Source organism: Alkalihalobacillus sp. FSL W8-0930, from assembly GCA_037965595.1.
Classification (GTDB): domain Bacteria; phylum Bacillota; class Bacilli; order Bacillales; family Bacillaceae_D; genus Alkalicoccobacillus.
In genome coordinates this window covers 2,707,678-2,732,602 of record CP150183.1, presented here as the reverse complement: position 1 = coordinate 2,732,602, position 24,925 = coordinate 2,707,678, and the positions used below count along the sequence as shown (strand labels likewise).

24 protein-coding genes are annotated in these 24,925 nt (G+C 41.2%); 19 read left to right on the top strand and 5 right to left on the bottom strand.

What is annotated here, in order from left to right; all coding sequences use genetic code 11:
* Window positions 1–102 precede the first annotated feature (102 nt).
* The 4 genes from NSQ54_14495 to NSQ54_14480 all read left to right on the top strand — a co-directional run bounded on the left by NSQ54_14495 (window position 103) and on the right by NSQ54_14480 (window position 3,308).
* A complete protein-coding gene (locus tag NSQ54_14495) occupies window positions 103–1,317 on the top strand; it encodes an argininosuccinate synthase (protein ID WYP25519.1) in 1,215 nt (404 codons plus the stop codon).
* Window positions 1,314–2,693, top strand: a complete 1,380-nt coding sequence (argH, locus tag NSQ54_14490; protein WYP25518.1) for an argininosuccinate lyase — start codon at window positions 1,314–1,316, stop codon at window positions 2,691–2,693. The genes NSQ54_14495 and argH overlap by 4 nt, the downstream gene beginning before the upstream one ends.
* Window positions 2,694–2,760: 67 nt before the next feature.
* Complete coding sequence (locus NSQ54_14485; GenBank protein ID WYP25517.1) at window positions 2,761–2,916, top strand: hypothetical protein; 156 nt, start codon at window positions 2,761–2,763, stop codon at window positions 2,914–2,916.
* Window positions 2,917–2,927: 11 nt separating this feature from the next.
* A complete protein-coding gene (locus tag NSQ54_14480; GenBank protein ID WYP25516.1) occupies window positions 2,928–3,308 on the top strand; it encodes a hypothetical protein in 381 nt (126 codons plus the stop codon).
* Between the two features lie 260 nt (window positions 3,309–3,568).
* Here NSQ54_14480 and NSQ54_14475 read toward each other — a convergent pair whose 3' ends face one another.
* Window positions 3,569–4,678 (bottom strand): Xaa-Pro peptidase family protein, encoded by a 1,110-nt coding sequence (locus NSQ54_14475; protein ID WYP25515.1) that lies wholly within the window; start codon window positions 4,676–4,678, stop codon window positions 3,569–3,571.
* Window positions 4,679–4,804: 126 nt separating this feature from the next.
* Here NSQ54_14475 and NSQ54_14470 point away from each other — a divergent pair, with 126 nt between their 5' ends.
* The 3 genes from NSQ54_14470 to NSQ54_14460 all read left to right on the top strand — a co-directional run bounded on the left by NSQ54_14470 (window position 4,805) and on the right by NSQ54_14460 (window position 7,203).
* Window positions 4,805–5,488, top strand: a complete 684-nt coding sequence (locus NSQ54_14470; protein WYP25514.1) for a metal-dependent hydrolase — start codon at window positions 4,805–4,807, stop codon at window positions 5,486–5,488.
* 81 nt (window positions 5,489–5,569) lie between these two features.
* Entirely contained in the window at window positions 5,570–5,815 is a 246-nt protein-coding gene (locus NSQ54_14465; protein ID WYP25513.1) for a hypothetical protein, read from the top strand.
* A gap of 83 nt (window positions 5,816–5,898) precedes the next feature.
* Window positions 5,899–7,203, top strand: a complete 1,305-nt coding sequence (locus tag NSQ54_14460) for a DRTGG domain-containing protein (protein ID WYP25512.1) — start codon at window positions 5,899–5,901, stop codon at window positions 7,201–7,203.
* Between the two features lie 62 nt (window positions 7,204–7,265).
* Here NSQ54_14460 and NSQ54_14455 read toward each other — a convergent pair whose 3' ends face one another.
* Window positions 7,266–7,553 carry a YtpI family protein gene (locus NSQ54_14455; protein WYP25511.1) on the bottom strand — a complete coding sequence of 96 codons (288 nt, stop codon included), beginning with the start codon at window positions 7,551–7,553 and terminating at the stop codon, window positions 7,266–7,268.
* Between the two features lie 100 nt (window positions 7,554–7,653).
* Here NSQ54_14455 and NSQ54_14450 point away from each other — a divergent pair, with 100 nt between their 5' ends.
* Window positions 7,654–8,586 carry a bifunctional oligoribonuclease/PAP phosphatase NrnA gene (locus NSQ54_14450; protein WYP25510.1) on the top strand — a complete coding sequence of 311 codons (933 nt, stop codon included), beginning with the start codon at window positions 7,654–7,656 and terminating at the stop codon, window positions 8,584–8,586.
* 45 nt (window positions 8,587–8,631) lie between these two features.
* On the opposite strand, the gene NSQ54_14445 is transcribed toward NSQ54_14450, so the two are convergent.
* The 3 genes from NSQ54_14445 to NSQ54_14435 form a co-directional block, all read right to left on the bottom strand.
* The gene (locus tag NSQ54_14445) at window positions 8,632–8,844 is read right to left on the bottom strand and encodes a hypothetical protein (protein WYP25509.1); all 213 of its coding nucleotides are present in this window, start codon (window positions 8,842–8,844) and stop codon (window positions 8,632–8,634) included.
* An 87-nt stretch (window positions 8,845–8,931) separates the two neighbouring features.
* A complete protein-coding gene (ytrI, locus tag NSQ54_14440; GenBank protein WYP25508.1) occupies window positions 8,932–9,438 on the bottom strand; it encodes a sporulation membrane protein YtrI in 507 nt (168 codons plus the stop codon).
* Entirely contained in the window at window positions 9,438–9,770 is a 333-nt protein-coding gene (locus NSQ54_14435; GenBank protein WYP25507.1) for a YtrH family sporulation protein, read from the bottom strand. Before NSQ54_14435 ends, ytrI begins: the two co-directional genes overlap by 1 nt.
* Window positions 9,771–9,869: 99 nt before the next feature.
* Between NSQ54_14435 and dnaE the strand changes: the two genes are divergently transcribed.
* From dnaE to mdh, 11 genes are all read left to right on the top strand, one after another.
* Window positions 9,870–13,190: a DNA polymerase III subunit alpha gene (gene dnaE / locus NSQ54_14430; GenBank protein WYP25506.1), complete on the top strand. Its 3,321-nt coding sequence runs from the start codon at window positions 9,870–9,872 to the stop codon at window positions 13,188–13,190.
* A gap of 174 nt (window positions 13,191–13,364) precedes the next feature.
* Complete coding sequence (locus NSQ54_14425; GenBank protein WYP25505.1) at window positions 13,365–14,600, top strand: malic enzyme-like NAD(P)-binding protein; 1,236 nt, start codon at window positions 13,365–13,367, stop codon at window positions 14,598–14,600.
* A 281-nt stretch (window positions 14,601–14,881) separates the two neighbouring features.
* The gene (accD, locus tag NSQ54_14420) at window positions 14,882–15,730 is read left to right on the top strand and encodes an acetyl-CoA carboxylase, carboxyltransferase subunit beta (GenBank protein ID WYP25504.1); all 849 of its coding nucleotides are present in this window, start codon (window positions 14,882–14,884) and stop codon (window positions 15,728–15,730) included.
* 19 nt (window positions 15,731–15,749) lie between these two features.
* Window positions 15,750–16,712, top strand: coding sequence for an acetyl-CoA carboxylase carboxyl transferase subunit alpha (gene accA, locus NSQ54_14415; protein WYP25503.1), 963 nt, complete (start codon window positions 15,750–15,752; stop codon window positions 16,710–16,712).
* Between the two features lie 162 nt (window positions 16,713–16,874).
* Window positions 16,875–17,834, top strand: a complete 960-nt coding sequence (gene pfkA / locus NSQ54_14410; GenBank protein WYP25502.1) for a 6-phosphofructokinase — start codon at window positions 16,875–16,877, stop codon at window positions 17,832–17,834.
* A gap of 62 nt (window positions 17,835–17,896) precedes the next feature.
* The gene (gene pyk, locus NSQ54_14405) at window positions 17,897–19,651 is read left to right on the top strand and encodes a pyruvate kinase (GenBank protein ID WYP25501.1); all 1,755 of its coding nucleotides are present in this window, start codon (window positions 17,897–17,899) and stop codon (window positions 19,649–19,651) included.
* Between the two features lie 68 nt (window positions 19,652–19,719).
* Complete coding sequence (locus NSQ54_14400; protein WYP25500.1) at window positions 19,720–20,115, top strand: FxsA family protein; 396 nt, start codon at window positions 19,720–19,722, stop codon at window positions 20,113–20,115.
* Between the two features lie 117 nt (window positions 20,116–20,232).
* Window positions 20,233–20,706 carry a DUF441 domain-containing protein gene (locus NSQ54_14395; protein WYP25499.1) on the top strand — a complete coding sequence of 158 codons (474 nt, stop codon included), beginning with the start codon at window positions 20,233–20,235 and terminating at the stop codon, window positions 20,704–20,706.
* Between the two features lie 183 nt (window positions 20,707–20,889).
* Complete coding sequence (gene citZ, locus NSQ54_14390) at window positions 20,890–22,005, top strand: citrate synthase (protein ID WYP25498.1); 1,116 nt, start codon at window positions 20,890–20,892, stop codon at window positions 22,003–22,005.
* A 95-nt stretch (window positions 22,006–22,100) separates the two neighbouring features.
* Window positions 22,101–23,372, top strand: coding sequence for an NADP-dependent isocitrate dehydrogenase (gene icd / locus NSQ54_14385; protein ID WYP25497.1), 1,272 nt, complete (start codon window positions 22,101–22,103; stop codon window positions 23,370–23,372).
* 45 nt (window positions 23,373–23,417) lie between these two features.
* Window positions 23,418–24,362, top strand: coding sequence for a malate dehydrogenase (gene mdh / locus NSQ54_14380; protein WYP25496.1), 945 nt, complete (start codon window positions 23,418–23,420; stop codon window positions 24,360–24,362).
* The last annotated feature ends 563 nt before the right edge of the window (window positions 24,363–24,925 follow it).

Genomic DNA, 24,925 nt, shown 5'->3' with positions numbered 1-24,925 from the left:
TGCATTCGATCTTCATCTAAATAAAACGTAGATGCATTTTTTTTGAATATGTTTGTATAAAAATAATAAAAAGAGTATGAATATTCATTGGAGGGACTAGTTATGAGTAAAGAGAAAGTGGTTTTAGCTTATTCCGGAGGATTAGATACATCAGTCGCTGTAAAGTGGCTTACAGATAAAGGGTATGACGTCATTGCAGTAGGGCTTGACGTAGGTGAAGGGAAAGATCTTGATTTCGTAAAACAGAAGGCACTATCGGTAGGAGCCATTCAATCCTATTCAATAGATGCGAAAAAAGAATTTGCAGAAGACTTTGTTCTTCCTGCACTTCAATCTCATGCAATGTACGAGCAAAAATATCCACTGGTTTCAGCACTTTCTCGTCCATTAATCTCCAAAAAGTTAGTTGAGATTGCAGAGCAAACAGGAGCAACAGCTGTTGCTCACGGTTGTACAGGTAAAGGAAATGATCAGGTTCGTTTTGAAGTTTCCATCCAAGCTTTAAATCCAGATCTGAAAGTATTGGCTCCTGTTCGTGAGTGGGCTTGGTCTCGTGATGAAGAGATTGAATATGCGAAAAAACACAACATTCCAATTCCTGTAGATCTTGATAACCCTTATTCAGTTGACCAAAACTTATGGGGCCGTAGTAATGAATGTGGAATTCTTGAAGACCCATGGGCTACTCCACCAGAAGGTGCATATGAGCTAACAGCTCCACTTGATAAAACACCAGATGTGGCGGATGTGATTGAAATTGGATTCGATAAAGGGGTTCCTGTTTCCATCGATGGCGTTGCATACCCATTAGCAGAGCTTATCCTACATCTAAATGATGTAGCCGGGAAGCACGGTGTAGGACGCATCGACCATGTTGAGAACCGTCTAGTAGGAATTAAATCACGTGAAGTATATGAATGTCCAGGTGCGATTACACTTCTTAACGCTCATAAAGAGTTAGAGGACCTAACACTGCCTAAAGAAATGGCTCATTTTAAACCAGTTGTTGAAAAGAAACTAACAGAACTAATTTATGAAGGTCTTTGGTTCTCACCATTACAACCAGCTCTTCAAGCCTTCTTAAAAGAAACACAGAAGTCTGTAACGGGTGTTGTACGTGTGAAATTATTTAAAGGTCATGCTATCGTAGAAGGCCGTAAGTCTGAGCTCTCTCTTTATAACGAGAAGCTTGCTACGTATACGCCTGATGATGAGTTTGATCACAATGCAGCAATCGGGTTTATCTCACTTTGGGGTCTTCCAACCAAAGTTCATAGCATGATTAATAAAGAAACGAAAAAAGAGGTTACACTGTGACAAAGCTTTGGGGCGGAAGATTCACAAAAACCGCTGAGGAATGGGTGGATGCATTCGGTGCATCCATCGGTTTTGATCAGGCCCTTGTGATGGAAGATATACAAGGAAGCATCGCTCATGTAACGATGCTTGGGAAATGTGGAATTCTGACTTCTGAAGAAACAGAGCAAATTAAAGCAGGTCTTGAAATCTTAAGAGAAAAAGCTAAAGCTGGTGAGCTTGAATTCTCTGTTCAAAATGAAGACATTCATTTAAATCTGGAGAAACTTTTAATCGATGAAATTGGACCAGTCGGTGGAAAACTCCACACGGGTAGAAGCCGGAATGATCAGGTTGCCACAGATATGCATTTGTACTTACGCAATGAAACGAAGAACATTATGGATGCAGTGCGTAACGTTCAACAGGCTCTTTTAAATCAAGCTTCCAATCATGTTGAGACCTTAATTCCTGGTTATACTCATCTTCAGCGCGCGCAGCCCGTTTCGTTTGCTCATCACCTGATGGCTTACTTCTGGATGCTAGAGCGTGATTTTGGTCGCTTTGAAGATAGCTTAAAACGTGTAAATGTATCACCACTCGGTGCAGGCGCATTAGCTGGGACCACGTTTCCCATTGACCGTGCGTATTCTGCGGAGCTTCTAGGCTTTGATAGCATTTATGAAAATAGTCTGGATGCTGTCAGCGATCGTGATTTCATTGTTGAATTTTTAAGTGCCGCTTCTGTAACGATGATGCACCTGTCCCGCTTATGTGAGGAATTAATTCTATGGTCTTCCCAAGAGTTTCAATTCATTGAGATGGACGATGCGTTTGCAACTGGAAGCAGCATCATGCCTCAGAAGAAAAATCCGGACATGGCTGAATTGATTCGTGGGAAAACAGGACGAGTCTATGGAGGATTATTTTCACTGCTTACCACATTAAAAGGACTTCCTCTTGCTTATAACAAGGATATGCAAGAAGATAAGGAAGGGATGTTTGATGCGGTTCATACGGTTAAAGGATCGTTAAAAATCTTTGCTGGAATGATTGATACGATGGATGTCCGGACTGAAGTCATGGAAAAAGCAGTCCATAACGACTTTTCAAATGCGACGGAGCTTGCTGATTATTTAGCAGCAAAAGGACTTCCATTCCGTGATGCACATGAAGTTGTGGGGAAACTCGTGTTAACGGCCATTAACAAAGGTGTGTTCTTACTCGATCTTAGCTACGAAGATTTCCAAGCAGCTCATCCATTATTTGAGCAGGATATCTATGAGGTACTCGAGCCCAAAACAGTTGTAGCGAGACGAAATAGTGCAGGTGGAACAGGCTTTGAGCAAGTTAAAATTGCTCTTGAGAAAGCAACAGCCATTTTAGAAAACGAGTAACACATAATTTAGCAAACCTCTTGCCATACTAGGACTGTAAAAAGACTAGTGGCAGGAGGTTTTTGTTATGGCTAAAGAGAACCAAGAAAACGAATGGGTAACTGAAATGACTGAAGGCGAAAAAGAAGTAAATCAACAGCTAATGGATTCGTATAACATGGGAACAATCGAACAAGATACAAAGCAAGCTTCTCCTAAAAAATCGACTAACGAACGGTTTTAAAGAGGTGCGCCATGAAATGTCTAACTCGTATTCTGATAGGTTTTATGTTTCTTACCATTGTAAGCTCTCCACTGCAAGCGGTGGCAAGCGGATTTGAACTCATGGAAGTCTTTTCACTGCGTGTGACTGTCGTTGAAAACGGGACGGAGCACGAGTGGGAATACGATAGTCCAAATAAGTACGAATACGAAACAGGTCAAACGGTTGTAAAGGGAGACGTGGCGAAAGCAGAGGTGGATCAAATGGTTGAGTTCCTTCAGATTGATCCAAAACGTTCGAGAGAGCAGTATAAAGCGATTCTCGAGAAGAAATTCCCAAAGCTTGAGTCCTTTGATATCCGCTTTATTGATGAAACAGATCACCTGTATACATGGGGCTGGTATAAGGATTGAGACAAAACGGCTGGGGCGAGACTGAAAACTAAAACTTAATGTCAAAAAGGCGAATGATTTCAATACTCAAATCATTCGCCTTTTGTATTTATAACAAAATGAGCGGGTGTGAGCCCGACACTCCTGTGGAACAGTACGCGGTGAAGACACTGTAGCGGTGGGTTTCCGCGTAAGGGGCTGAGGCCGTACCCCGCGGGTGGGAGGAATTCTCCTGTAGCGGATAATGTGCTATATTCGTGTTTTTATATCCAGCCTCTTAGTTAATTCGTTGGCTTCACAATCTGTAATTCCTTTGGATACTTCGTTAACAGCTCGTATCCATCATCAGTGATTAACACGTCATCTTCAATGCGGACGCCACCTTTGTTTGGTAGATAGATACCAGGTTCAATGGTGAACGTCATCCCGGCTTTAAGTGGTTCCGTATTTGTTTCATTGATTGAAGGCAGCTCATGGACGTCAGCGCCTAACCCGTGGCCTAAACGATGCGGGAAGTACTCTCCGTATCCTGCTTCTGTGATAATGGAGCGAGCCTTGCGGTCAAGAGCTCCAAGCTCTGTTCCAGGTTTACAAAGGGAGATCGCACCCGTTTGCGCCTCTAGTACCGTTTGATACACATGGTGTAATTCATCGGATAGATCACCATACGCAACTGTTCGGGTGATGTCTGAGCAATACCCATCAAGGACAACACCAAGATCAAATAAGACAAGATCTCCATGCTGAATCGTTTTTATGCCCGGTTTCCCGTGCGGATCGGCAGAGTTTGCACCACTTATTACTGTGGTTTGAAAAGCCATCTCCGTAATGCCTTTACGTTTTAATTCGTATTCAATCGTTGCTAGAATGTCTATCTCCTTACGCCCCTCAGCAATCGCTTCAACGCCAATTTGCACACCTAGGTCAGCGAGACTAGCGGCTTCACGAAGAACACCGATTTCTTTCTCTGATTTAATGGAGCGTAGACTCATTAATGCGGGTTCTGCATCATGCATCTGATGAATGCCAAACAGGGTTTGAAGCGCTTCTGCTCTCTCAAGAGGGATCAGGCGTTTTTCTACCCATAACGAGTCTCCTTTTAATGTGTAACGAGAAATCGACTGTCCTAGAACATCCCAAGGATTATCGGTGTCGCTATATGTAAGAATCTCTCCAGTCCATCCGGCTTTTTGGACCAATGATTTCTCCATGCCTGGCACAATGAGAAAAGGTGCTTCATCTGGTAAAATAATGAGTGCAACGATTCGCTCGTGGGGATCTGTACGAAATCCCGTTAAGTAAAATACATTTTCTTTGCCTTGTATAAAAGCTGCAGCAACTTGTTGTTCACGGAGTGCGTGTTGAATGGTTTCGAGTCGTGTGAGTGACATGTTGATCCTCCTTTATTGTTTGTTCTACTTTACCATAATTTTATGAAGTCGTTCGAATGTAGCGTTTTAAAGAGGGGAATATCGGTTAGAGATAAGAGTGAGCATTTGATAAAAGGAGATGAGCGAATGAAGATTAGCTACCATGGACATTCTGTTGTAAAAATTGAAACAAATGGGACAACGATTTTAATCGATCCCTTTATTAATGGAAATGAACAAACCGATTTGAAGGTTGAAGATCAAAAGGTAGATGTCATTCTGCTTTCTCATGGTCACAACGATCATGTAGGGGACACCGTAGAACTTGCAAAGAAGAATGATGCACTCGTTATCGGGACCTTTGAGCTGGCTACTTACCTAAGCTGGCAAGGTGTGAAAACACAGCCTCTACATATTGGTGGAGCACATGAGTTTGAATTCGGCAAAGTGAAATTAACGCAAGCCTTTCATGGATCTTCAGCAATCGATGAAGAAAATCAAACGATTGTCTACACGGGTATGCCCGCGGGTATTCTTTTTTCAGCGGAAGGTAAAACGATTTACCATGCAGGAGACACTGCGTTATTTGGAGACATGAAAATCATCGGGGAGCGGAACAATATTGATCTTGCCTTCTTGCCAATTGGAGATACGTTAACAATGGGACCAGAGGATGCTGCGGCGGCAGCAGAGTGGGTACAAGCAACAAAAGTTGTGCCGATTCATTACAACACGTTTCCTGGAATTGAACAGGATCCGGAAGCATTTGTTTCAATGCTTGAAGCAGGAGTTGGACAGGTTATGCAGCCAGGTGACGAACTCACATTATAAGAACAGTAAGACTCTGACCGGCTAATGCTGGTCTTTTTTTGTACAAGCTTACATAGGATAGCAGAAAAGGAGTGAGTACAGTTGAAACAGCGATACTTTATTTGTTTGTTGCTAGCAGGAGTCCTCATCTCATACGGAATTCAATACTTACCTTTAGGAGAGAGTGGAGTAAAAGGTTGGTTTGCGCTTAGTTGGCTTGTCTTTGCAGGGATTGTCTTACTCAGTAATCTCATGGCCTGGGTTCGCGCGAATACCAAAAATCAAACACAAAAGCAAACGCAAAGAGAAACGGTTCCTACTAGAGTTAGACAAAACGATTACGAATGAACTTGAAGCCCTATTCTTTCAGACGTATAATAAAGCTACATACGAATCATTGACGAGCTGGAAGAATAAGGGCGTGAGAGCAGATGGCTACAAAGCATGAGCAAATTCTTGATTATATAACGCAATTGCACGTGGGCGAGAAAATATCGGTCCGTCGAATTGCCAAAGCTCTTTCCTTAAGTGAAGGTACAGCCTACCGGGCAATAAAAGAAGCGGAGAATCAAGGTCTTGTCAGTACAATTGAACGAGTAGGGACCATTCGGATTGAAAAAAAGAAAAAAGAAAATATTGAAAAACTAACATATGCCGAAATTGTTAATATTGTTGAAGGTCAGGTTCTCGGTGGAAAACAGGGCCTACATAAAACGCTAAATCGCTTTGTCATTGGTGCAATGACAAAAGATGCGATGATGCGTTACGTGACTGCAGGCAATTTATTAATTGTTGGAAATCGTTATGATTCACATAAGCTAGCATTGGAAGCTGGCTCTGCCGTGTTAATTACAGGTGGGTTTGATACAGATCCTCATATTGTGAAATTAGCAGATGAGCTGGATTTGCCTATCATTTCAACGACCTATGATACATTTACTGTAGCAGCCATGATCAATCGGGCCATTTATGATCAATTAATAAAAAAAGAGATTATCCTCGTAAATGATATTCTCATCCCACTAGAAGAAACGTCATTACTCTATACGGACGATGTGGTTCATCGTTGGCATGAGCTTAATGAGCAAACTGGACATAGTCGTTATCCTGTTGTGGACAAGCATACAAAGGTTAAAGGAATGATTGCTGCGAAGGATGTAGTAGACATTTCTAAGCAAACGACCATTGATAAAGTCATGACAGCGGATCCGATTACGGTAAGCGAGCGAACATCTGTAGCTTCTGCTGCTCATGTGATGGTGTGGGAGGGAATTGAGCTACTTCCTGTTGTTGATTCGCAAAACCACCTTACAGGTATTGTGAGCAGACAGGACGTCTTAAAAGCACTGCAGATGATTCAACGCCAGCCACAAGTTGGAGAAACGATAGAAGATATTGTGGTGAGCCGAATGGAACAAGTTCCTGGAATAGAAGGACAATATCAATGTTTGATTTCGCCACAGATGAGTAATCATTTAGGAACCGTTTCTTACGGGGTAATGACAACACTTGTTACAGAGGCAGGGAGCAGAATTTTACGATCACGCTCCAAAGGTGACTTAGTGGTTGAGAATATGACCTTGTACTTTTTAAAGCCAGTTCAAATTGATAACTTGATCACAGTCATTCCAAATGTTTTGGAGCTTGGAAGAAAGCATGCAAAAATAGACGTAGAGCTCTACGACGCTGAACGAATTGTAGGGAAGGCATTAGTGATGGCTCAATTAATTGATTAACTGGATATAAAAACAATAACCCATAAGCCAATCGCATGGCTTATGGGTTCAACCATTTCTATTCAAGATGGCTCTGCCTGATCAATATAGTGTTTATATGCTTTATACCCATAAATCGTATTAGCAAGTGCAAAAACAATTAACACGAGTCCAATAATAATATCAATGATTCCTCTAGGAATAATAAGTAAGTTTAAGCTGAATACAAGTAAAAACAACCCTAGAAAAAGTCTGGAGCGAGTTTCGTAAATCTTTTTAATTAATGAATCGGGTTTTCTCCATGCCTGAATGCGGTTATAGAGAAAAAAGACTCCAGTCAAAACAATTAAAATAATGAGTAGCCTGTCCATTGTTCACCCTCCCTAAAACAGATCATACTTGCATTGTAGCGTGACCCGTTCGAAATTACTAGATCTTACATTAAATGATCCCAAAGGAGCCTCAAAAAAGATGAAAAGCAACATAATCGATTTAATTAAAGCACATGATACGATCATTATACACAGACATATCAGACCCGATCCGGATGCACTCGGTTCACAGTTGGGCTTAGCAACGATTTTAAAAGAATCTTATCCGGAAAAACAGATATACACGGTTGGAGATGTTGAGCCATCGCTGCAATTTTTAGGTGAAATGAATACAATCTCTGATGAGGTTTACAACGGAGCGCTTGTCATTGTGTGTGATAGTGCGAACACAGACCGAATTAGTGATGATCGCTATCATAAGGGTGCAAACCTCGTTAAAATCGATCATCATCCAAACGTTGAGCCGTACGGGGATGTCGTATGGGTAGATGTTGCGGCAAGCTCTACAAGTGAAATGATTGTTGAGTTGGTGGAGCAGTCTAACTCTCTTCATTTAACAAAAAGCTCTTCTTTATTATTGTATGCTGGAATTGTTGGAGACACTGGTAGATTCAGATATCCAAATACAATGCCACAAACCTTACGCCGTACTGCTTTACTTTTAGAGCAAGACATTGATGTAAATGCTTTTTATGCAGAGCTGTATAAAAGAGATCTAAAAATGACGCGATTTGAAGGATATGTGTTGCAGCATTTTGAGATTCATGCAGAACGGGTAGGTGTGATGAAATTACAAAAAGAAGTACTTGATCAATTTAATGTGACGAGTAATGAGTCTTCTCAATTAATTAATAGCTTTTCTTCAGTAGAGGGGCTTATGGCTTGGGTTTTCTTTGTGGAAGAAGAGGATCGGATTCGTGTAAGGTTGCGTTCACGTGGACCAGTCATTAACACGATTGCAGCAGAGCATCAAGGTGGCGGACATGCATTAGCTTCAGGGGCAACGGCCTATTCTTGGGAAGAGACAGACGAGATTGTGAGTAAGCTCATCAAAGCATGTGAGAGTCATTAAGATTCAAAAAAAGAGGCCTTCAGCAGAAGTCCTCTCCTTACTCTCTTATTCACTTTTCTCTGTCTCAGGAATAAACCAGGCGCCTAAATCAGTATGATCCTCTTGAAAAGCCACGCCGTCTTCCTTGGCTAGCTTCCGCAAAAGATCAGCAACTTCATTTGTTTCTGCGAAGGCACTTTGACCTGCTTTAAGCTTTGCAAGTTTTTTTCGTGCCATATCCTTACGATTAATGACCATATCTTTACCAGTCATGTCCATAGTGGATGGCCTCCTAACCTTATGTCTATATTCTAGTATAAAGGAAAAGTAAGCTAAATCCAGTCTTTTGATGAAATTTCAGATAAATTAACGATGATCCACTTCAATTTCGGCATAAAGATGCAAAGTGGTAAATAAATACACTTCATTGATTTTCACTCGATAATTCTTTTCTTCAACAGTGAAGGTTTTATTTTCAATGGTTCGAATTAATAAATCCTTTGTATGATGAACAGACTCAATATCTTTTCGCTCTAGATAGGCAAGCTCTGATAGAATGGACTGGCGAATGTCATAAAGAGTGAGTTGATCAAGGGTAAGTCGTGAATCCATCTTAAAGTGAACTTCAATTTGTTGAATCGTAAGCTTTTTTTGATTTTCGGCGTTTTGACTTTTTTGTTCACTTACAAGCTGTTCAATGCGTTCTTGGAGCGTTTCAATTTTCAGGTCCTGTTGAATTCGTGTAACAATCAGACCATCATAAATTTGCCCGTACTGATATAAAAAGAAGACCCATCCTACAATACTACCAAGCATGATTCCTGCGAAAAAACGTAACCAGCCAGGTCGTGATACATTAGATGGAATTCTCATTATGATAAAGGCTCTCCAACAATCCACTGGATCAAGATTGTCCCTGTATGCGCTCCACATAAAGCAGCAAAGACCATCATCAGTGTTTTGTAAATATCATCATGAATTCCACTGAAAAGACCTCTTTCAAGCGTTGTGATAGCATCAAAAGTACCTCCAAGCGCGGCAACGATGGCCCAGATCTTCAAACTACCTGCTAGATTATGAATGGCAAGTAACGGTGGTTTTCCGAGTAGGAAAGCTCCAATACCGCCAATTAATGCACCACCAATAATGACACCAAATGCAACAAAGAAATCAATTACAAGCGTTGCAAGCATTTCTCTCGTCAAAGTAGGCGCCTCCTCGTATAGGGTCGTCCTTATATATATGAGTCAAGCCTTTAAAAGTATGACAGATAATCCACTAGATAAAGAAAGGAGAATAAAAACATGGGTGCTGTTCAAACCGCGATCTATAGTGAATACAGTTTATTGAACTCATCTATTCGAATCGATGAGCTTGTTCAAACCGCTAAACAACGTGGCTATGAGGCCCTAGCTCTGACTGATCATCACGTAATGTACGGTGCGGTTCCTTTCTATCAGGCATGTGTAAAACACGGAATGAAACCACTCATAGGAATGGAAATTACGGTATCTGAACCGACAAAGAAAGGTCATGATGAGCGCTTTTCTCTTCGTCTAATTGCAAAATCAAACAAAGGGTATCGCCGCTTGTTAAAGCTCGCCACAATGCTTGGAATGAAGGAAGATAAAGAACAATTTCTGACAAAGCAAGAGTGGATAGCGGCTGAAGTCACAGACTGTGCCATTATCATTCCCTATAAACAAATGTTTGTGTCTCGGTGGATTAAAGCAAATAGTCAGCGATCAATTGTTCAGTGGATAGAAAGCTGGAGTGGTTCTAATCAGACATGGTACCTTGAATTACTTTTAGATGGTGATGAGACGTTTCAGAATCAGTTAGTGATGTTTGCCGAGCAGGAGAACATAAATGTAATTGCAGCTAAACCTATTCACTATCTAAACAGAGAAGATCAAACCAGCTATAAATTGTTGCGAGCAATTGACTTAGGCATTCACCCGGATCAAGTAGAGATTGAAGAAGGCAGCTTACCATCCACTAGTGAAATGACGGAATGGTTCCATGCTTTTCCACAAGCCCTTCAACATTCTGTAGAGCTAGCTGATTCAGTCAATCTCTCATTACCACTAGACCGTCAATTACCCAAATACCCACTAACAAATCAGTCCTCTTCAGCTTATTTACGCACGTTATGTGAGCAAGGCTTACATGAGAGATATACGAATCAGGCTAACAAAGAGGCGATCAAAGAGCGATTGGATTATGAACTCTCAGTGATCGAGGATATGGGCTTTAACGACTATTTTCTAATCGTATGGGATTTTATGAAGTTTGCCAGGAATCAAGGGATTTTAGCTGGACCAGGGCGTGGGTCAGCAGCTGGCTCACTTGTTGCGTATTGCTTGTATATTACACATGTAGATCCGATCCATTATAACCTTTTGTTTGAGCGATTCTTGAACCCGGAACGAGTCACATTGCCAGATATCGATATTGACTTTCCGGATCATCGGCGGGATGAAGTCATTGAATATGTAGAGGAAAAGTATGGCTCAAACCATGTGGCGCAAATTCTTACGTTTGGTACCTTTGCTGCAAGAGCAGCGCTGCGAGCGACTGCGAAAGTCATCAGTACTGAGCCGGGGTTACTTGAACGAGTTGTAAGGGAAGTGCCTGCCACTCCAAAAATGACCATTCAAAAAGCGCTTGATCAAAGTAAGATACTCTATCAGCTCTATGCAGACAACCAAGTGGCAGCTGAATTAATTGATGCAGCTAAAACAATTGAAGGGTTACCAAGGCATACGTCAACGCACGCGGCTGGCGTCATTATTAGCGCGGAGCCTTTGACAAATCGTTTAGCGCTTCAAAAAGGTAGGGACCGCGTTGCTCTAACACAAGCTTCCATGGAGGTTGTTGAAGACATTGGTTTGTTAAAGTTCGATTTTCTTGGACTCAGAAACTTAACATTGCTCGAAACGATTACTGCAGCTATTAAACAACAAACAAAGCAATCATTCTCACTCCTGAAGCTCCCGTTAGATGACCGTGCAACATTTGCATTGCTTGCAAGTGGGAATACAACCGGAGTCTTTCAATTGGAATCCGAGGGTATGAGAAGTGTATTAACTCGACTAAAACCTACTGAGTTTGAAGATATCGTTGCGGTTAATGCCCTGTACCGACCGGGTCCGATGGAGTACATCTCTGTTTATATTGAAGGAAAACAAGAGAAGCGAACGATTGATTACCTGCATAAAGACGTTGAAGCCATATTAAAACCAACATATGGCGTTCTTGTTTATCAAGAGCAAATCATGCAACTTGCATCTAAGCTTGCTGGTTACTCATTAGCGGAGGCTGATCTTCTCCGAAGGGCCATCAGCAAAAAAGATGAGGGGACGCTTCATCAACAAAAAGAGACCTTTGTTTCTCGTTCAATCGAGCTTGGATATGAAGAGTCTGTTGCTACACGTGCGTATACGTTAATCGAACGCTTTGCGAATTATGGGTTCAATCGAAGTCATGCCGTTGCATACAGCCTCTTAAGTTATCAGCTTGCTTATGTAAAAACCCACTATTCTTCAGCATTTTATACTGCACTTCTGTCATCGGTATGGCATAATCAAGAGAAGTTAGCATTATACCTAACCGAAGCTAGGCAACAGGGACAAACGATACTACCTCCATCTATTAGTCGGAGTGGACACTTATTTACATACGATGAGAAGGGAATTCGATTTGGATTGCTGTCTATTGAACATGTTGGAGTAGGTGCTGTACAGGAATTGATTCGTGAGCGTTCAATTAAGCCATTTGAACATTTATTTGATCTTTGTACAAGGCTACATCCACAGATTGTGTCAAAACGAGCGGTTGAAAGCTTAATTAAAGCAGGTGTATTTGATGAATGGGGACTCGAGCGATCCACACTGCTACGTTCGTTAGATGAAGCGGTTGAATACGGAGAAAGCGTAAGAGAGTTTCAAGCGGAAACAGAAGGGTTGTTCACACTTAATCCTGATTTGCCCGATTATTTAGAAGCTGAACCTCTGCTTCCTACAGAGAAGCTGATGTATGAGAAGCAGGCACTTGGCTTTTATTTGTCCGGACATCCTGTCACTGAGTATAAACAGGTGTTAAGTCAGTACAATCGAGTAACAATTGAACAAGCTTTAACGAAAAAAGGAAAAGTGCGAATTGCGGGTCTGGTGGAAGATGTACGTAGAATTACAACCAAAAAAGGGGACCCTATGGCATTTGTAAAGCTTGGCGATGAGAGTGGTCATTGTGAAGTGACTGTTTTTCCTAAAGCATGGAAAGAGTGCGCGGAACTTCTTAAGCCAAATGGTCTGCTCTTCCTTGAAGGCAAAATGGATAACAGCCGTGATAGACAACAATTTATAATGGATCAGGCGGTCCCGTTAGATTCATTAAAGGGACGGCATAAAGATCGTCTTTTTATTCGATTGTCTAAGCAGTCATCTAACAAATGGTCACAGATTGAACCAATGCTTTTAAAATCAAAGGGTGACACCCAAGTTGTGCTTTACTTTGCAGATACAAATGAAAGAAAAACTCTACCCAGTGGAGTCGATCTAAACCAATCTCTTATTACTGAATTAAATCATTTAGTGGGAGAAGAGAATATCGTGGTTCAATAATAAGAAGGTAAAATAAGAGAATCATAGACTTTTTAAACTAAAAAAATTGAGATTTTCTGAACTTAACCCTTCACACACTTGGCGGGTCCGAAACTTTTGTTTATAATGAGTGTGTTTGTTAGAGGACAGGCCCGGAGTAGGTCATTGTATATAAAAAAGAGGAGAGTGGATATTTTGCCAACGACAAGAGAAGAAGCCCTACACATTCACAGATTAAACAAAGGGAAACTAGAATCGAAAGCGAAAGTTCCAGTCAAAAATGCTAGAGATCTCAGCTTAGCTTATTCTCCAGGCGTAGCAGAGCCGTGCAAAGAGATCTTTGAAGATGTTGAAAATGTATTCGAATACACGATGAAAGGTAACATGGTTGCGGTTGTAAGTAATGGTACAGCAGTACTTGGACTTGGAAATATTGGACCTGAAGCTTCTTTGCCTGTAATGGAAGGTAAAGCCGTACTATTTAAGTCTTTTGCCGGTGTAGATGCATTCCCGATTTGCTTACGTACAAACAGTGTTGACGAGATTGTACAAACAGTTAAACTTCTTGAGCCAACATTTGGTGGGGTGAATCTAGAAGATATTGCGGCTCCTGATTGCTTTGAAATTGAAGAAAGATTAAAGAAAGAAACCAATATTCCGATTTTCCACGATGATCAACACGGTACAGCAATCGTTACTCTTGCTGGATTAATTAATGCGCTTAAATTAAGTGGCAAAAAGCTTTCTGAAATTAAGGTTGTAGCGAACGGTGCTGGAGCTGCAGGGATTGCGATTATTAAACTAATGCTTAGCATGGGTGTACGTGAAATCGTGATGTGTGATACAAAAGGTGCCATTTTCGAAGGCAGATCTTACGGAATGAACCCAGTTAAAGATTCAGTTGCAAAACATACAAATGCAAAACGCCAAGAAGGTTCTCTTGCTGACGTTATCAAAGGATCCGATGTCTTTATTGGTGTATCTGCTGAAGGTGCAGTAACAAAAGAAATGGTTGAAAGCATGAATGACGATCCAATCATTTTTGCTATGGCGAATCCAGTTCCAGAAATTATGCCAGAAGATGCAAAAGCAGCTGGTGCATCTGTTATTGGCACGGGACGTTCAGATTTCCCGAACCAAGTAAATAATGTGTTAGCGTTCCCTGGAATTTTCCGTGGCGCACTAGATGTAAGAGCAACACATATTAACGAGGAAATGAAAGTAGCAGCAGTCTATGCGATTGCAAACTTAATTGATGAATCTGATTTAACAACAGATTATGTTATCCCAGCGCCATTCGACGCTCGTGTAGCGCCAGCTGTGGCAGCAGCCGTAGCAAAAACAGCGATGGAAACAGGAGTTGCTAGAATTAAAGTGGACCCTGAAGAAGTAGCAGCGCGCACAAGAGAGTTAACACTAATTAACGAATAACACACAAGATGGATTATACATACAACAAGCCGGAGGATAACCGCCGGCTTGTTGTATGTTATAATTGATTTCGGCAGGAATGCTTGGACCGGTCATAGAATATAGTCAAGGTAAATCATTCTTTTTTAGTTTGATTGAAATTGTCATGTAGTTCTTATATATTATTTTTAGATATTATATTGTATATGTTTTACCTGGATCTCTTTTAAGAGACCCTACTACTACTTGTTCAGCAATCGACGATCCTTTAGGTGGACGTTGGATGCTAGTGAGGTGCAAATATGCTTAAAGATTTATTTTCAAAGAAAAAACGTTACGCAACGATCCCTTCTGAACGGGCGAAGCAAGAAGTACCAGAAGGATTAATGACAAAATGTCAAAACTGTGGAACCATCCTCTATACGAAGGATTTTAAAAAGAACTTACAGGTTTGTCCTTCATGTGGCCACCATCACCGGATGAGTGCATACGAGCGAATTGACTTTTTACTTGATGAGAACTCTTTTGTTGAATATGACAAAGGAATGATTGGCAAAAACCCTCTCAATTTTCCTGGTTATGAAGAAAAGCTAGATTCTGATCGGAAAAAGACAAAACTTAACGAAGCTGTAGTCACTGGTGAAGGAACAATTAACGCGTTTCCAGTAGTCATTGCGATTATGGATTCTCGTTTTCGTATGGGCAGCATGGGTTCGGTTGTTGGCGAGAAAATTACAAGAGCAATCGAAAAAGCGATCGAACTGAAGCGACCACTTATTTTGTTTACCGCTTCTGGTGGGGCACGTATGCAAGAGGGTGTACTGAGCTTAATGCAGATGGCTAAAACTAGCTCAGCTCTTCAGATGCTAAACCGTTCTGGTGGATTGTACATTTCCATTATGACACACCCTACAACGGGGGGAGTCTCGGCTAGTTTTGCTTCTCTAGGAGATTACAATTTTGCAGAGCCTCGTGCATTAATTGGTTTCGCAGGACGTCGAATCATTGAACAAACAACAAGGCAAGAACTTCCAGAAGACTTTCAGACGGCAGAGTTTTTATTGAAGCATGGACAACTTGATAAAGTTATCCCAAGGCATGATATGAAAGACACACTCACAAAAATTCTAGACATGCACACGCCGTCCTAAAGAAGGGAGTTACGTACTAATGGGAAATGAAATGGTATTTGAAAAGCCAATTAATGAATTAAAAGAAAAGATAGAAGAGCTGCAAACCTTTGCACATGAAAAGGATATTGATTTATCTGCAGAGATCAAGCGAATGGAAGACCGTCTACACGAACTGGAAAAAGAAATTTACGGCAATTTGAAGCCTTGGGAACGGGTTCAAATTGCACGTAACAGCAAAAGACCTACAACACTTGACTATATTAACCAGTTGTTTGAAGACTTTATTGAACTTCATGGAGACCGTTTGTTCAGTGAAGACGAAGCCATTGTAGGTGGAATTGCAAAGTTTAATGGTCAGGCTGTTACCGTTATTGGGCACCAGCGAGGTAAGGATACAAAGGAAAATATTCGTCGTAACTTTGGATCGCCTAGACCTGAAGGGTACCGGAAAGCTCTACGATTAATGAAACAGGCTGAGAAGTTTAAACGACCAATTATCTGTTTTATTGATACAAAAGGAGCAGACCCCGGAAAAGAGTCTGAGGAACGTGGACAAAGTGAGGCGATTGCACGTAATCTTCTTGAGATGGCTGGATTAAAAGTTCCTGTTATTTCAATCGTCATTGGAGAAGGTGGAAGCGGTGGAGCCCTAGCGTTAGGAGTAGCAGATCATATTCACATGCTGGAGAACTCCACATACTCCGTTATTTCTCCTGAAGGAGCGGCAGCCTTGCTGTGGAAGGACTCAACACAAGCACAAAGAGCTGCAGAAACGATGATGATTACTGCTCCAGACTTAAAGAAACTTGAAGTGATAGATGAAATCATCTACGAACCAAAAGGTGGCGCTCATCTAGACGTTAAGACACAAGCCGAAAGTATTGGACGAGTGATTGAACAATCCTTACAAGAATTAAGTGTGCACACAGAGGACGAACTTCTTTTATCAAGACACGAAAAGTATAAGCTAATGGGTAGCCATTCAATAGAAATACTGTGAATAGATAGGAGAAAGAAGGATTCTTGACACAAGAATCCTTCTTTTTTTGTTGAAAGTTTGTATTCTTTATATGAACATGGTATTTTTTTTAATTGAGAGCATGATAAAATAGAATGGAAACATGTTAAATGTTTTTCTCGAGTGAGTGAAGGAGGAAATAGTTTGAAAAGAATTGGTGTATTAACAAGTGGTGGAGATTCTCCAGGTATGAATGCTGCCATTCGTGCAGTTGTGCGAAAAGCCATCTACCATGACATAGAAGTGTACGGGATCTACTACGGTTATGCTGGTTTAATCGCTGGAGACATTAAGAAGATGGAACTTGGTTCTGTAGGCGATATCATTCATCGTGGTGGAACGATGCTTTATACAGCACGTTGCGAAGAATTCAAAACGCTTGAAGGTCAGCAAAAAGGAATCGAACAATTAAAGAAATTTGGAATAGAAGGTTTAGTTGTTATTGGTGGAGATGGTTCATTCCAAGGGGCTCAAAAGCTTACAGGACATGGCTTCCCAACAATTGGTGTACCTGGAACCATCGACAACGATATTCCTGGGACCGACTTTACAATTGGTTTTGATACAGCCCTAAATACGGTTATTGATGCAATTGACAAAATTCGTGATACAGCTACTTCTCATGAGCGCACGTACATCATTGAAGTAATGGGACGTCATGCAGGAGATTTGGCTCTATGGGCTGGACTAGCTGACGGTGCAGAAACGATCTTGATTCCAGAAGCAGACTATGACTTCGACCAAATCACATATCGTCTAAAACGTGGACAAGAGCGCGGTAAAAAACATAGTATTATCATTGTAGCTGAAGGTGTAGGCAGCGGCATGGAATTTGGACAACGTCTAAAAGAAGCAACAAATATGGAGACACGAGTAACTGTGCTTGGGCATATTCAACGTGGTGGATCTCCAACTGGAGCTGACCGTGTACTTGCTAGCCGTCTAGGAGCAAAGGCTGTTGATCTATTGCTTGAAGGGAAGTCAGGTGTAACAGTAGGTATTCAACAGAACAAGCTTGTCTATCATGATATTGATGAAGCGTTATCTAAAAAGCATACAGTAGATTTAGACATGTACATGTTATCTCAAGAACTGTCTATCTAAGCAGTGACGGAATTTTTAATTTGTATTAAAAAGTAAGACATCTAATCACTCAGGAGGAATTTATGCGTAAAACAAAGATCGTATGTACAATAGGACCTGCAAGTGAATCAGTAGAACAGCTGGTTCAGCTGATCGAAGCAGGAATGAATGTGGCTAGATTAAATTTCTCTCACGGAGATTTTGAAGAGCACGGTGCTCGCATTCTTAACATCCGTGAAGCTTCAAAGAAAACAGGTAAAACAGTTGCAATTCTTTTAGACACAAAAGGTCCAGAAATCCGCACTCAAACACTTGAAGGTGGAGTGGCAGAATTAAAAGCAGGTCAAGAGTTAATCGTTTCCATGAAAGAAGTAGTCGGAAACTGCGAAAAGATCTCGATTACATATCCAGGTCTTGTAAATGATGTAGAGCCAGGCTCTACCATCTTATTAGATGACGGGCTAATTGGTCTTGAAGTAATGGAAATTGGTCAAGATGAAATCAAAACTAAAGTACTGAACAACGGAGTACTTAAAAACAAAAAAGGCTGTAACGTTCCAAATGTAAGTGTAGACTTACCTGGAATTACAGATAAGGATGCTGCAGATATTAAATTTGGTATTGAGCAGAATGTTGACTTTGTTGCTGCCTCTTTCGTACGCAGAGCATCCGATGTACTAGAAATCCGTGAATTACTAGAGCAAAATGATGCACATTCAATCGGGATCATCCCTAAGATTGAAAACCAAGAGGGTGTCGATAATATCGACGAAATCCTTGAAGTATCTGACGGCTTAATGGTTGCTCGTGGAGACCTTGGTGTTGAAATTCCAGCAGAAGAGGTACCACTTGTACAAAAAATGCTAATCAAAAAATGTAACGCTGTTGCGAAGCCTGTTATTACGGCTACTCAAATGCTTGATTCTATGCAACGTAACCCTCGTCCGACTCGTGCAGAAGCAAGTGACGTGGCGAATGCGATCTTTGATGGTACGGATGCAATCATGCTATCGGGTGAAACGGCAGCTGGGGACTATCCTGTTGAAGCTGTTCAGACGATGCACAATATTGCAACAAGAACAGAGAAAGCTCTAAACTACGAAGCGATCTTAAGAAGAAAAACAAAAGAAGCCAAGCCATCTATTACAAGTGCAGTTGGACAATCAGTGGTATTCACTGCTGAATCACTAAACGCAGCAGCTATCTTAACAGCTACTGAAAGTGGTTATACAGCTCGAATTGCTTCTAAATATCGTCCGAAATCTCCAATCTTAGCGGTTACTGGCAATGAACGTGAGTATCGCAAGTTGAATCTAGTATGGGGTGTAGAGCCGCTTCTAGGTGAAAGAGCTGGAACAACAGATGAAATGCTAGAATCAACGGTAGAACGCGCTAGAAAGTCTGGACGCATCAATCAAGGTGATCTTGTTGTTATCTCAGCAGGTGTTCCGGTTGGTGAGCCTGGTACGACAAACCTACTTAAGGTTCACATTATCGGTGAAGTCGTTGCAAAAGGACAAGGAATCGGTCGCCGTTCTGCATCTGGAAAAGTTGTTGTTGCGACTACAGCAGCAGAAGCAAACGAAAAAATGGTTGAAGGTGCAATCCTTGTTACCTACAGCACAGACAAAGATATGATCCCTGCCTTTGAAAAAGCAGCAGCGGTTATTACAGAAGAAGGCGGCTTAACGTCTCATGCGGCGGTCGTTGGACTAAATCTTGCTACACCAGTTATTGTAGGTGTGGAAGGAGCTTTAAAACTATTCGTTGATGGTGAAGAGGTCACGGTTGATGGAGCACGCGGTGACATTTACAGAGGTCACGCGAGTGTACTATAATAAATGCTGGAGAAGGATTTCCTTCTCCAGTTTTTTTATCTCCATTTTTAAATTTGAGGAGTTTTAGCATGAAAAAATATATTATTGCACTAGCGGTTGTTGTTCCCGCGATAGAGATTGCTGGGATTTATTTTATGGTTCAATGGGTTGGCATCTGGGCCACGATCGCTTTAATGATTGTGACGAGTATCCTTGGGATCCTACTTGCCAGGAAAGAAGGATTACAAGCTGTACGACTTATGAAAATGCAGGCAAGAAGTGGCCAACCACCAACTGGAGCCGTGTTAGATGGAATTTGTATCTTTCTTGGTGCGTTATGTCTGTTTCTTCCGGGATTCTTTACAGATCTTCTTGGTCTTTTACTGTTCCTTCCCTTCTCAAGAGCTGCTGTTAAGGCGTTAGCGGTAAAGTGGATGTATCATCTTTTTCAAAAAGGACAAATTATTGTTAGGCCACGTCGATAAATGTATAATATTCTTACTTTGGTTGGCAGATTCTGCTCCAATCGACAGATATAGCGGAATGAATTAAACTATGATATGATAACTATGAATTGCTAAGAGGAAAGTTGGGTCAATACTTTGATTTCTCATGCCACCTTGTTTATGTTGATTCTAATGGGGATTGCAATCGTGGCGAGAAATCAATCGCTCTTGATTGCTGTTGTATTTCTGCTCGTTGTGAAATGGATTGGGCTTGGAGATAAGCTATTCCCGCTTCTTCAGCAAAAAGGCTTAAACATTGGTGTAACCGTTATTACGATTGCTGTATTAACACCCATCGTAACGGGTGACATTGGTTTTAAACATCTTGCTGAGGCTGCTAAGTCATCCTACGCTTGGATTGCGCTTGGCTCAGGTGTACTCGTTGCACTTATTGCTGCAAATGGAATAGATCTCTTACAAAATGACCCTCATATCACAGTAGCACTTGTCATTGGAACCATCTTTGCTGTTGCTGTTCTAAACGGAGTAGCAGTAGGTCCATTAATAGGGGCCGGTGCTGCGTATCTAACAATGAAGGCGGTCACATTTTTTATGAATCTTGGCGGATAACGTCTATGTAACCGTCAGCTTCATAAAAAATGAAGTCGCTTTTATTGAGCATTGATGACAGGCAAGGTAAGATAATTGAGAACGAAAGAGCCACATTTCAATTAGTAATGGTATCTCTGAAAACTGAAATGAAAGCATTTACTTTTTAGTACATTAAAGTTTGATTAAAAAGGGGAGATCTGCGTGACTACTACAAAAGGTTTAGAAGGTATTGTAGCTACAACGTCTAGTGTAAGTTCAATTATTGATGATGTTCTAACGTATCAAGGCTATGACATTAACGATTTGACTGAACATGCTAGTTTCGAAGAAGTTGTTTATATTCTTTGGAACGGTCGATTACCAAATCAAGATGAACTAAAAGATTTCACCAATGAACTTGCTCATCATGCAGAAGTGCCTGAACAAGTGATTGATCAATTAAAATCCTTACCATTAGATCAGGTTCATCCAATGGCTGTTTTACGTACAGCTATTTCAACACTTGGATTGTTTGACCCTGATGCTGATAAGATGGAAGAAGAAGCAAATCGTGCAAAAGCGTTACGCATCCAGGCTCAAATTCCAACGATTGTGACAGCGTTTTCTAGAATTCGCCAAGGTAAGGAGCCTGTTAAGCCAAATAAGGATTTAAGCTTTGCTGCTAACTTCCTTTATATGCTTAAAGGAGAGGAACCAAATGATCTTGAAGTCACTGCGTTTAACAAAGCCCTTGTACTTCATGCTGATCATGAGTTAAATGCATCAACCTTTACTGCTCGCGTCTGTGTTGCGACGTTATCAGATGTTTATTCTGGTGTGACTGCAGCAATCGGTGCTCTTAAAGGCCCTCTTCATGGAGGAGCAAATGAAGCAGTTATGAAAATGCTTTCAGAGATTGGCGATGTTAATCAAGTAGAGTCATATATTAAGAATGCATTTGATAACAAAGAAAAGATCATGGGATTTGGACATCGTGTTTATAAAAACGGTGACCCGCGCGCGAAGTTCCTGCGCGATATGTCTAAGCAATTAACAGACACAACTGGAGAAACAAAGTGGTATGATATGTCTGTACGTATCGAGGAACTCGTAACCAATGAAAAAGGTCTTCTTCCAAATGTAGACTTTTATTCTGCGAGTGTTTATCATAGTTTAGGAATCGATCATGATTTGTTTACTCCAATTTTTGCGATTAGTCGCACATCAGGATGGACAGCTCATATTCTTGAACAATATGCAAATAACCGTTTAATTCGTCCAAGAGCTGAATATGTTGGACCTGGTAAGCAAGAATTTGTTCCTTTAGAGCAACGTTAATCAAGGTGTTACAGGAGGGGAACCCCTCCTAGTACATATAATTTTCAGTATGTCCGATCAATGCATCGGTCAAAACTTTTCAGGAGGTCTATATTATGTCTAGTGGAGAGATTATTAAAGTAAACAATGGTGTGTTGGATGTACCTAATGAGCCGATTATCCCTTATATCGAAGGAGATGGAATTGGTCCCGATATCTGGGCAGCAGCTTCTCGTGTATTAGACGCTGCAGTTGAAAAAGCATATAACGGCGAAAAGAAAATTGTATGGAAAGAAATTTTAGCAGGTGAAAAAGCGTTTAACGAAACAGGTAGCTGGCTACCAGAAGAAACGCTTGATGCCGTTCGTGAATATCTAATTGCAATTAAAGGACCTCTAACGACTCCAGTTGGTGGCGGAATTCGTTCTTTAAACGTAGCACTTAGACAAGAGCTTGATCTTTATACTTGCTTACGTCCAGTTCGTTATTTTGACGGGGTACCTTCTCCAGTTAAACGTCCAGAAGAAGTAGACATGGTCATTTTCCGTGAAAACTCTGAAGATATCTACGCTGGAATTGAGTATCAAGAAGGATCAGATGAAGTGAAAAAGCTGATCGAATTCTTGAAAAACGAAATGGGCGCAAAGAAAATTCGTTTCCCTGAAACATCAGGAATCGGAATCAAGCCTGTTTCTAAAGAAGGAACGGAGCGCTTAGTTCGTGCAGCTATTGATTATGCTCTAACTGAAGGACGTAAGAGTGTAACGCTTGTTCATAAAGGAAACATTATGAAGTTCACTGAAGGCGCGTTTAAAACGTGGGGTTACGAGCTTGCTGAACGTGAGTACGGTGATAAAGTATTTACATGGGCTCAATATGACAAGATCGTAGAAGCAGAAGGAAGAGAAGCTGCAGATAAAGCACAATCTGAAGCTGAAGCTGCAGGTAAGATTGTTGTAAAAGACTCAATTGCTGATATCTTCTTACAACAAATCCTTACTCGTCCAAAAGAATTTGATGTTGTAGCAACAATGAACTTAAACGGAGACTATATCTCTGATGCACTAGCTGCACAAGTTGGTGGAATTGGTATCGCTCCAGGAGCTAACATCAACTATGACACTGGACATGCTATCTTTGAAGCAACTCACGGTACAGCTCCTAAATATGCTGGGCTTGATAAAGTGAATCCATCTTCTGTTCTATTATCAGGTGAGCTTTTACTTCGCCACCTAAACTGGAACGAAGCTGCTGATCTTATCATGAACTCTATGGACAAAACCATCGCTAGTAAAGTTGTAACGTATGACTTCGCTAGACTGATGGATGGTGCAACTGAGGTTTCATGCTCAGGCTTTGCAGATGAACTAATCAAAAACCTCTCATAAGTTTGTAGAGAGTCAGATGATATTGATTAAAGGAGTGAACAGCAAATGGCTATTAAACGCAGAAAGATCTCAGTAGTTGGAGGTGGCTTCACAGGAGCTACAACCGCCTTGATGGTTGCTCAAAAAGAGCTGGGAGATGTGGTTCTTGTTGATATTCCAAACATGGAAGGACCAACTAAAGGGAAAGCGTTAGATATGTTTGAATCAACGCCAGTTCAAGGGACAGATGCAAAGATTACCGGTACATCAAGCTATGAAGATACTAAAGACTCCGATGTGGTTGTCATTACAGCCGGCATCGCTCGTAAGCCGGGCATGAGTCGTGATGATCTTGTTAGCACAAATGCCGGTATCATGAAATCTGTGACAAAAGAAGTTGTGAAACACTCACCTAATTGCTATATCATCGTGCTTACGAATCCGGCTGATGCGATGACATATACGGTTTATAAGGAATCTGGGTTCCCAAAAAACCGTGTTATCGGTCAATCCGGTGTGCTTGACACAGCACGCTTCCGTACATTTATTGCAGAGGAATTAAACATCTCTGTAGAAGACATTACTGGATTTGTGCTTGGTGGTCATGGAGACGACATGGTGCCGTTAATTCGTTATTCGGCAGCAGGTGGCGTTCCCCTTCAAAGCCTACTTTCTGAGGAACGTATCAGCGAAATCGTTGAGCGTACTCGTAAAGGTGGCGGAGAGATTGTCGGATTACTTGGGAATGGTAGTGCATACTACGCTCCGGCTGCTTCTCTGACTCAAATGGTTGAAGCAATCCTAAAAGATAAGAAGCGTGTGTTACCAACGATTGCTTATCTTGAAGGAGAGTACGGTTACGACGATCTATACCTAGGAGTTCCAACGATTCTCGGTGGAGACGGAATTGAGAAGATCATCGAGCTAGACCTAACAGAAGAAGAGAAAAACCAATTAGATCGCTCAGCAGATTCCGTACGTAATGTAATGGAAGCTCTGCCAAACGAATAATCTGGATAAAAAGAAACAAGCCACGCTTTTGTGTGGCTTGTTTTTTTGCAAATGCATATCGTTAGAACACTAGAATCGGAATGAGAGACTATATACCGCTGCCGCTCCCTGAATGGCCGGCACGCTTTCCTAGGGAGGGCGTTGAACTAACCTGGCATGCGCCAGTTCATTTCAACCCTGCCCTTAGATCCCTTAGGAGTCGGCCGACCATTCCGTCCGCTAGTTGGTGGTGTATGTGAGTGAACCATTCTTATCAAAAGAGAAAAAAGCTAGCAACTGAAAGCGCTGATCTTAATACTTAAGGTTTAGAATAACATTTGTGATTTTAATTTGGTGCTTTTAATGCCGCTCCCTGAATGGTCGGCACGCTTTCCTAGGGAGGGCGTTGAACTAACCTGGCATACACCAGTTTATTTCAACCCTGCCCTTACATCCCTTAGAGTCGGCCGACCATTCCGTCCGCTAATTAGTGATAATAATTTATAAGATCATTGTTATAGACAATAAAAAATAAATACCTAAAAAATGATACAGGATTACGATTCTAATTATCGAATTTGTAG

Coding starts and splice junctions, on each gene's coding strand:
- accD (WYP25504.1), top strand. CDS start 14,882: ATGCTTAAAGATTTATTTTCAAAGAAAAAACGTTACGCAACGATCCCT.
- NSQ54_14400 (WYP25500.1), top strand. CDS start 19,720: ATGAAAAAATATATTATTGCACTAGCGGTTGTTGTTCCCGCGATAGAG.
- NSQ54_14445 (WYP25509.1), bottom strand. CDS start 8,844: ATGGACATGACTGGTAAAGATATGGTCATTAATCGTAAGGATATGGCA.
- pyk (WYP25501.1), top strand. CDS start 17,897: ATGCGTAAAACAAAGATCGTATGTACAATAGGACCTGCAAGTGAATCA.
- NSQ54_14460 (WYP25512.1), top strand. CDS start 5,899: ATGGCTACAAAGCATGAGCAAATTCTTGATTATATAACGCAATTGCAC.
- NSQ54_14485 (WYP25517.1), top strand. CDS start 2,761: ATGGCTAAAGAGAACCAAGAAAACGAATGGGTAACTGAAATGACTGAA.
- accA (WYP25503.1), top strand. CDS start 15,750: ATGGGAAATGAAATGGTATTTGAAAAGCCAATTAATGAATTAAAAGAA.
- ytrI (WYP25508.1), bottom strand. CDS start 9,438: ATGAGAATTCCATCTAATGTATCACGACCTGGCTGGTTACGTTTTTTC.
- icd (WYP25497.1), top strand. CDS start 22,101: ATGTCTAGTGGAGAGATTATTAAAGTAAACAATGGTGTGTTGGATGTA.
- dnaE (WYP25506.1), top strand. CDS start 9,870: ATGGGTGCTGTTCAAACCGCGATCTATAGTGAATACAGTTTATTGAAC.
- NSQ54_14480 (WYP25516.1), top strand. CDS start 2,928: ATGAAATGTCTAACTCGTATTCTGATAGGTTTTATGTTTCTTACCATT.
- NSQ54_14470 (WYP25514.1), top strand. CDS start 4,805: ATGAAGATTAGCTACCATGGACATTCTGTTGTAAAAATTGAAACAAAT.
- NSQ54_14450 (WYP25510.1), top strand. CDS start 7,654: ATGAAAAGCAACATAATCGATTTAATTAAAGCACATGATACGATCATT.
- NSQ54_14495 (WYP25519.1), top strand. CDS start 103: ATGAGTAAAGAGAAAGTGGTTTTAGCTTATTCCGGAGGATTAGATACA.
- NSQ54_14455 (WYP25511.1), bottom strand. CDS start 7,553: ATGGACAGGCTACTCATTATTTTAATTGTTTTGACTGGAGTCTTTTTT.
- mdh (WYP25496.1), top strand. CDS start 23,418: ATGGCTATTAAACGCAGAAAGATCTCAGTAGTTGGAGGTGGCTTCACA.
- NSQ54_14475 (WYP25515.1), bottom strand. CDS start 4,678: ATGTCACTCACACGACTCGAAACCATTCAACACGCACTCCGTGAACAA.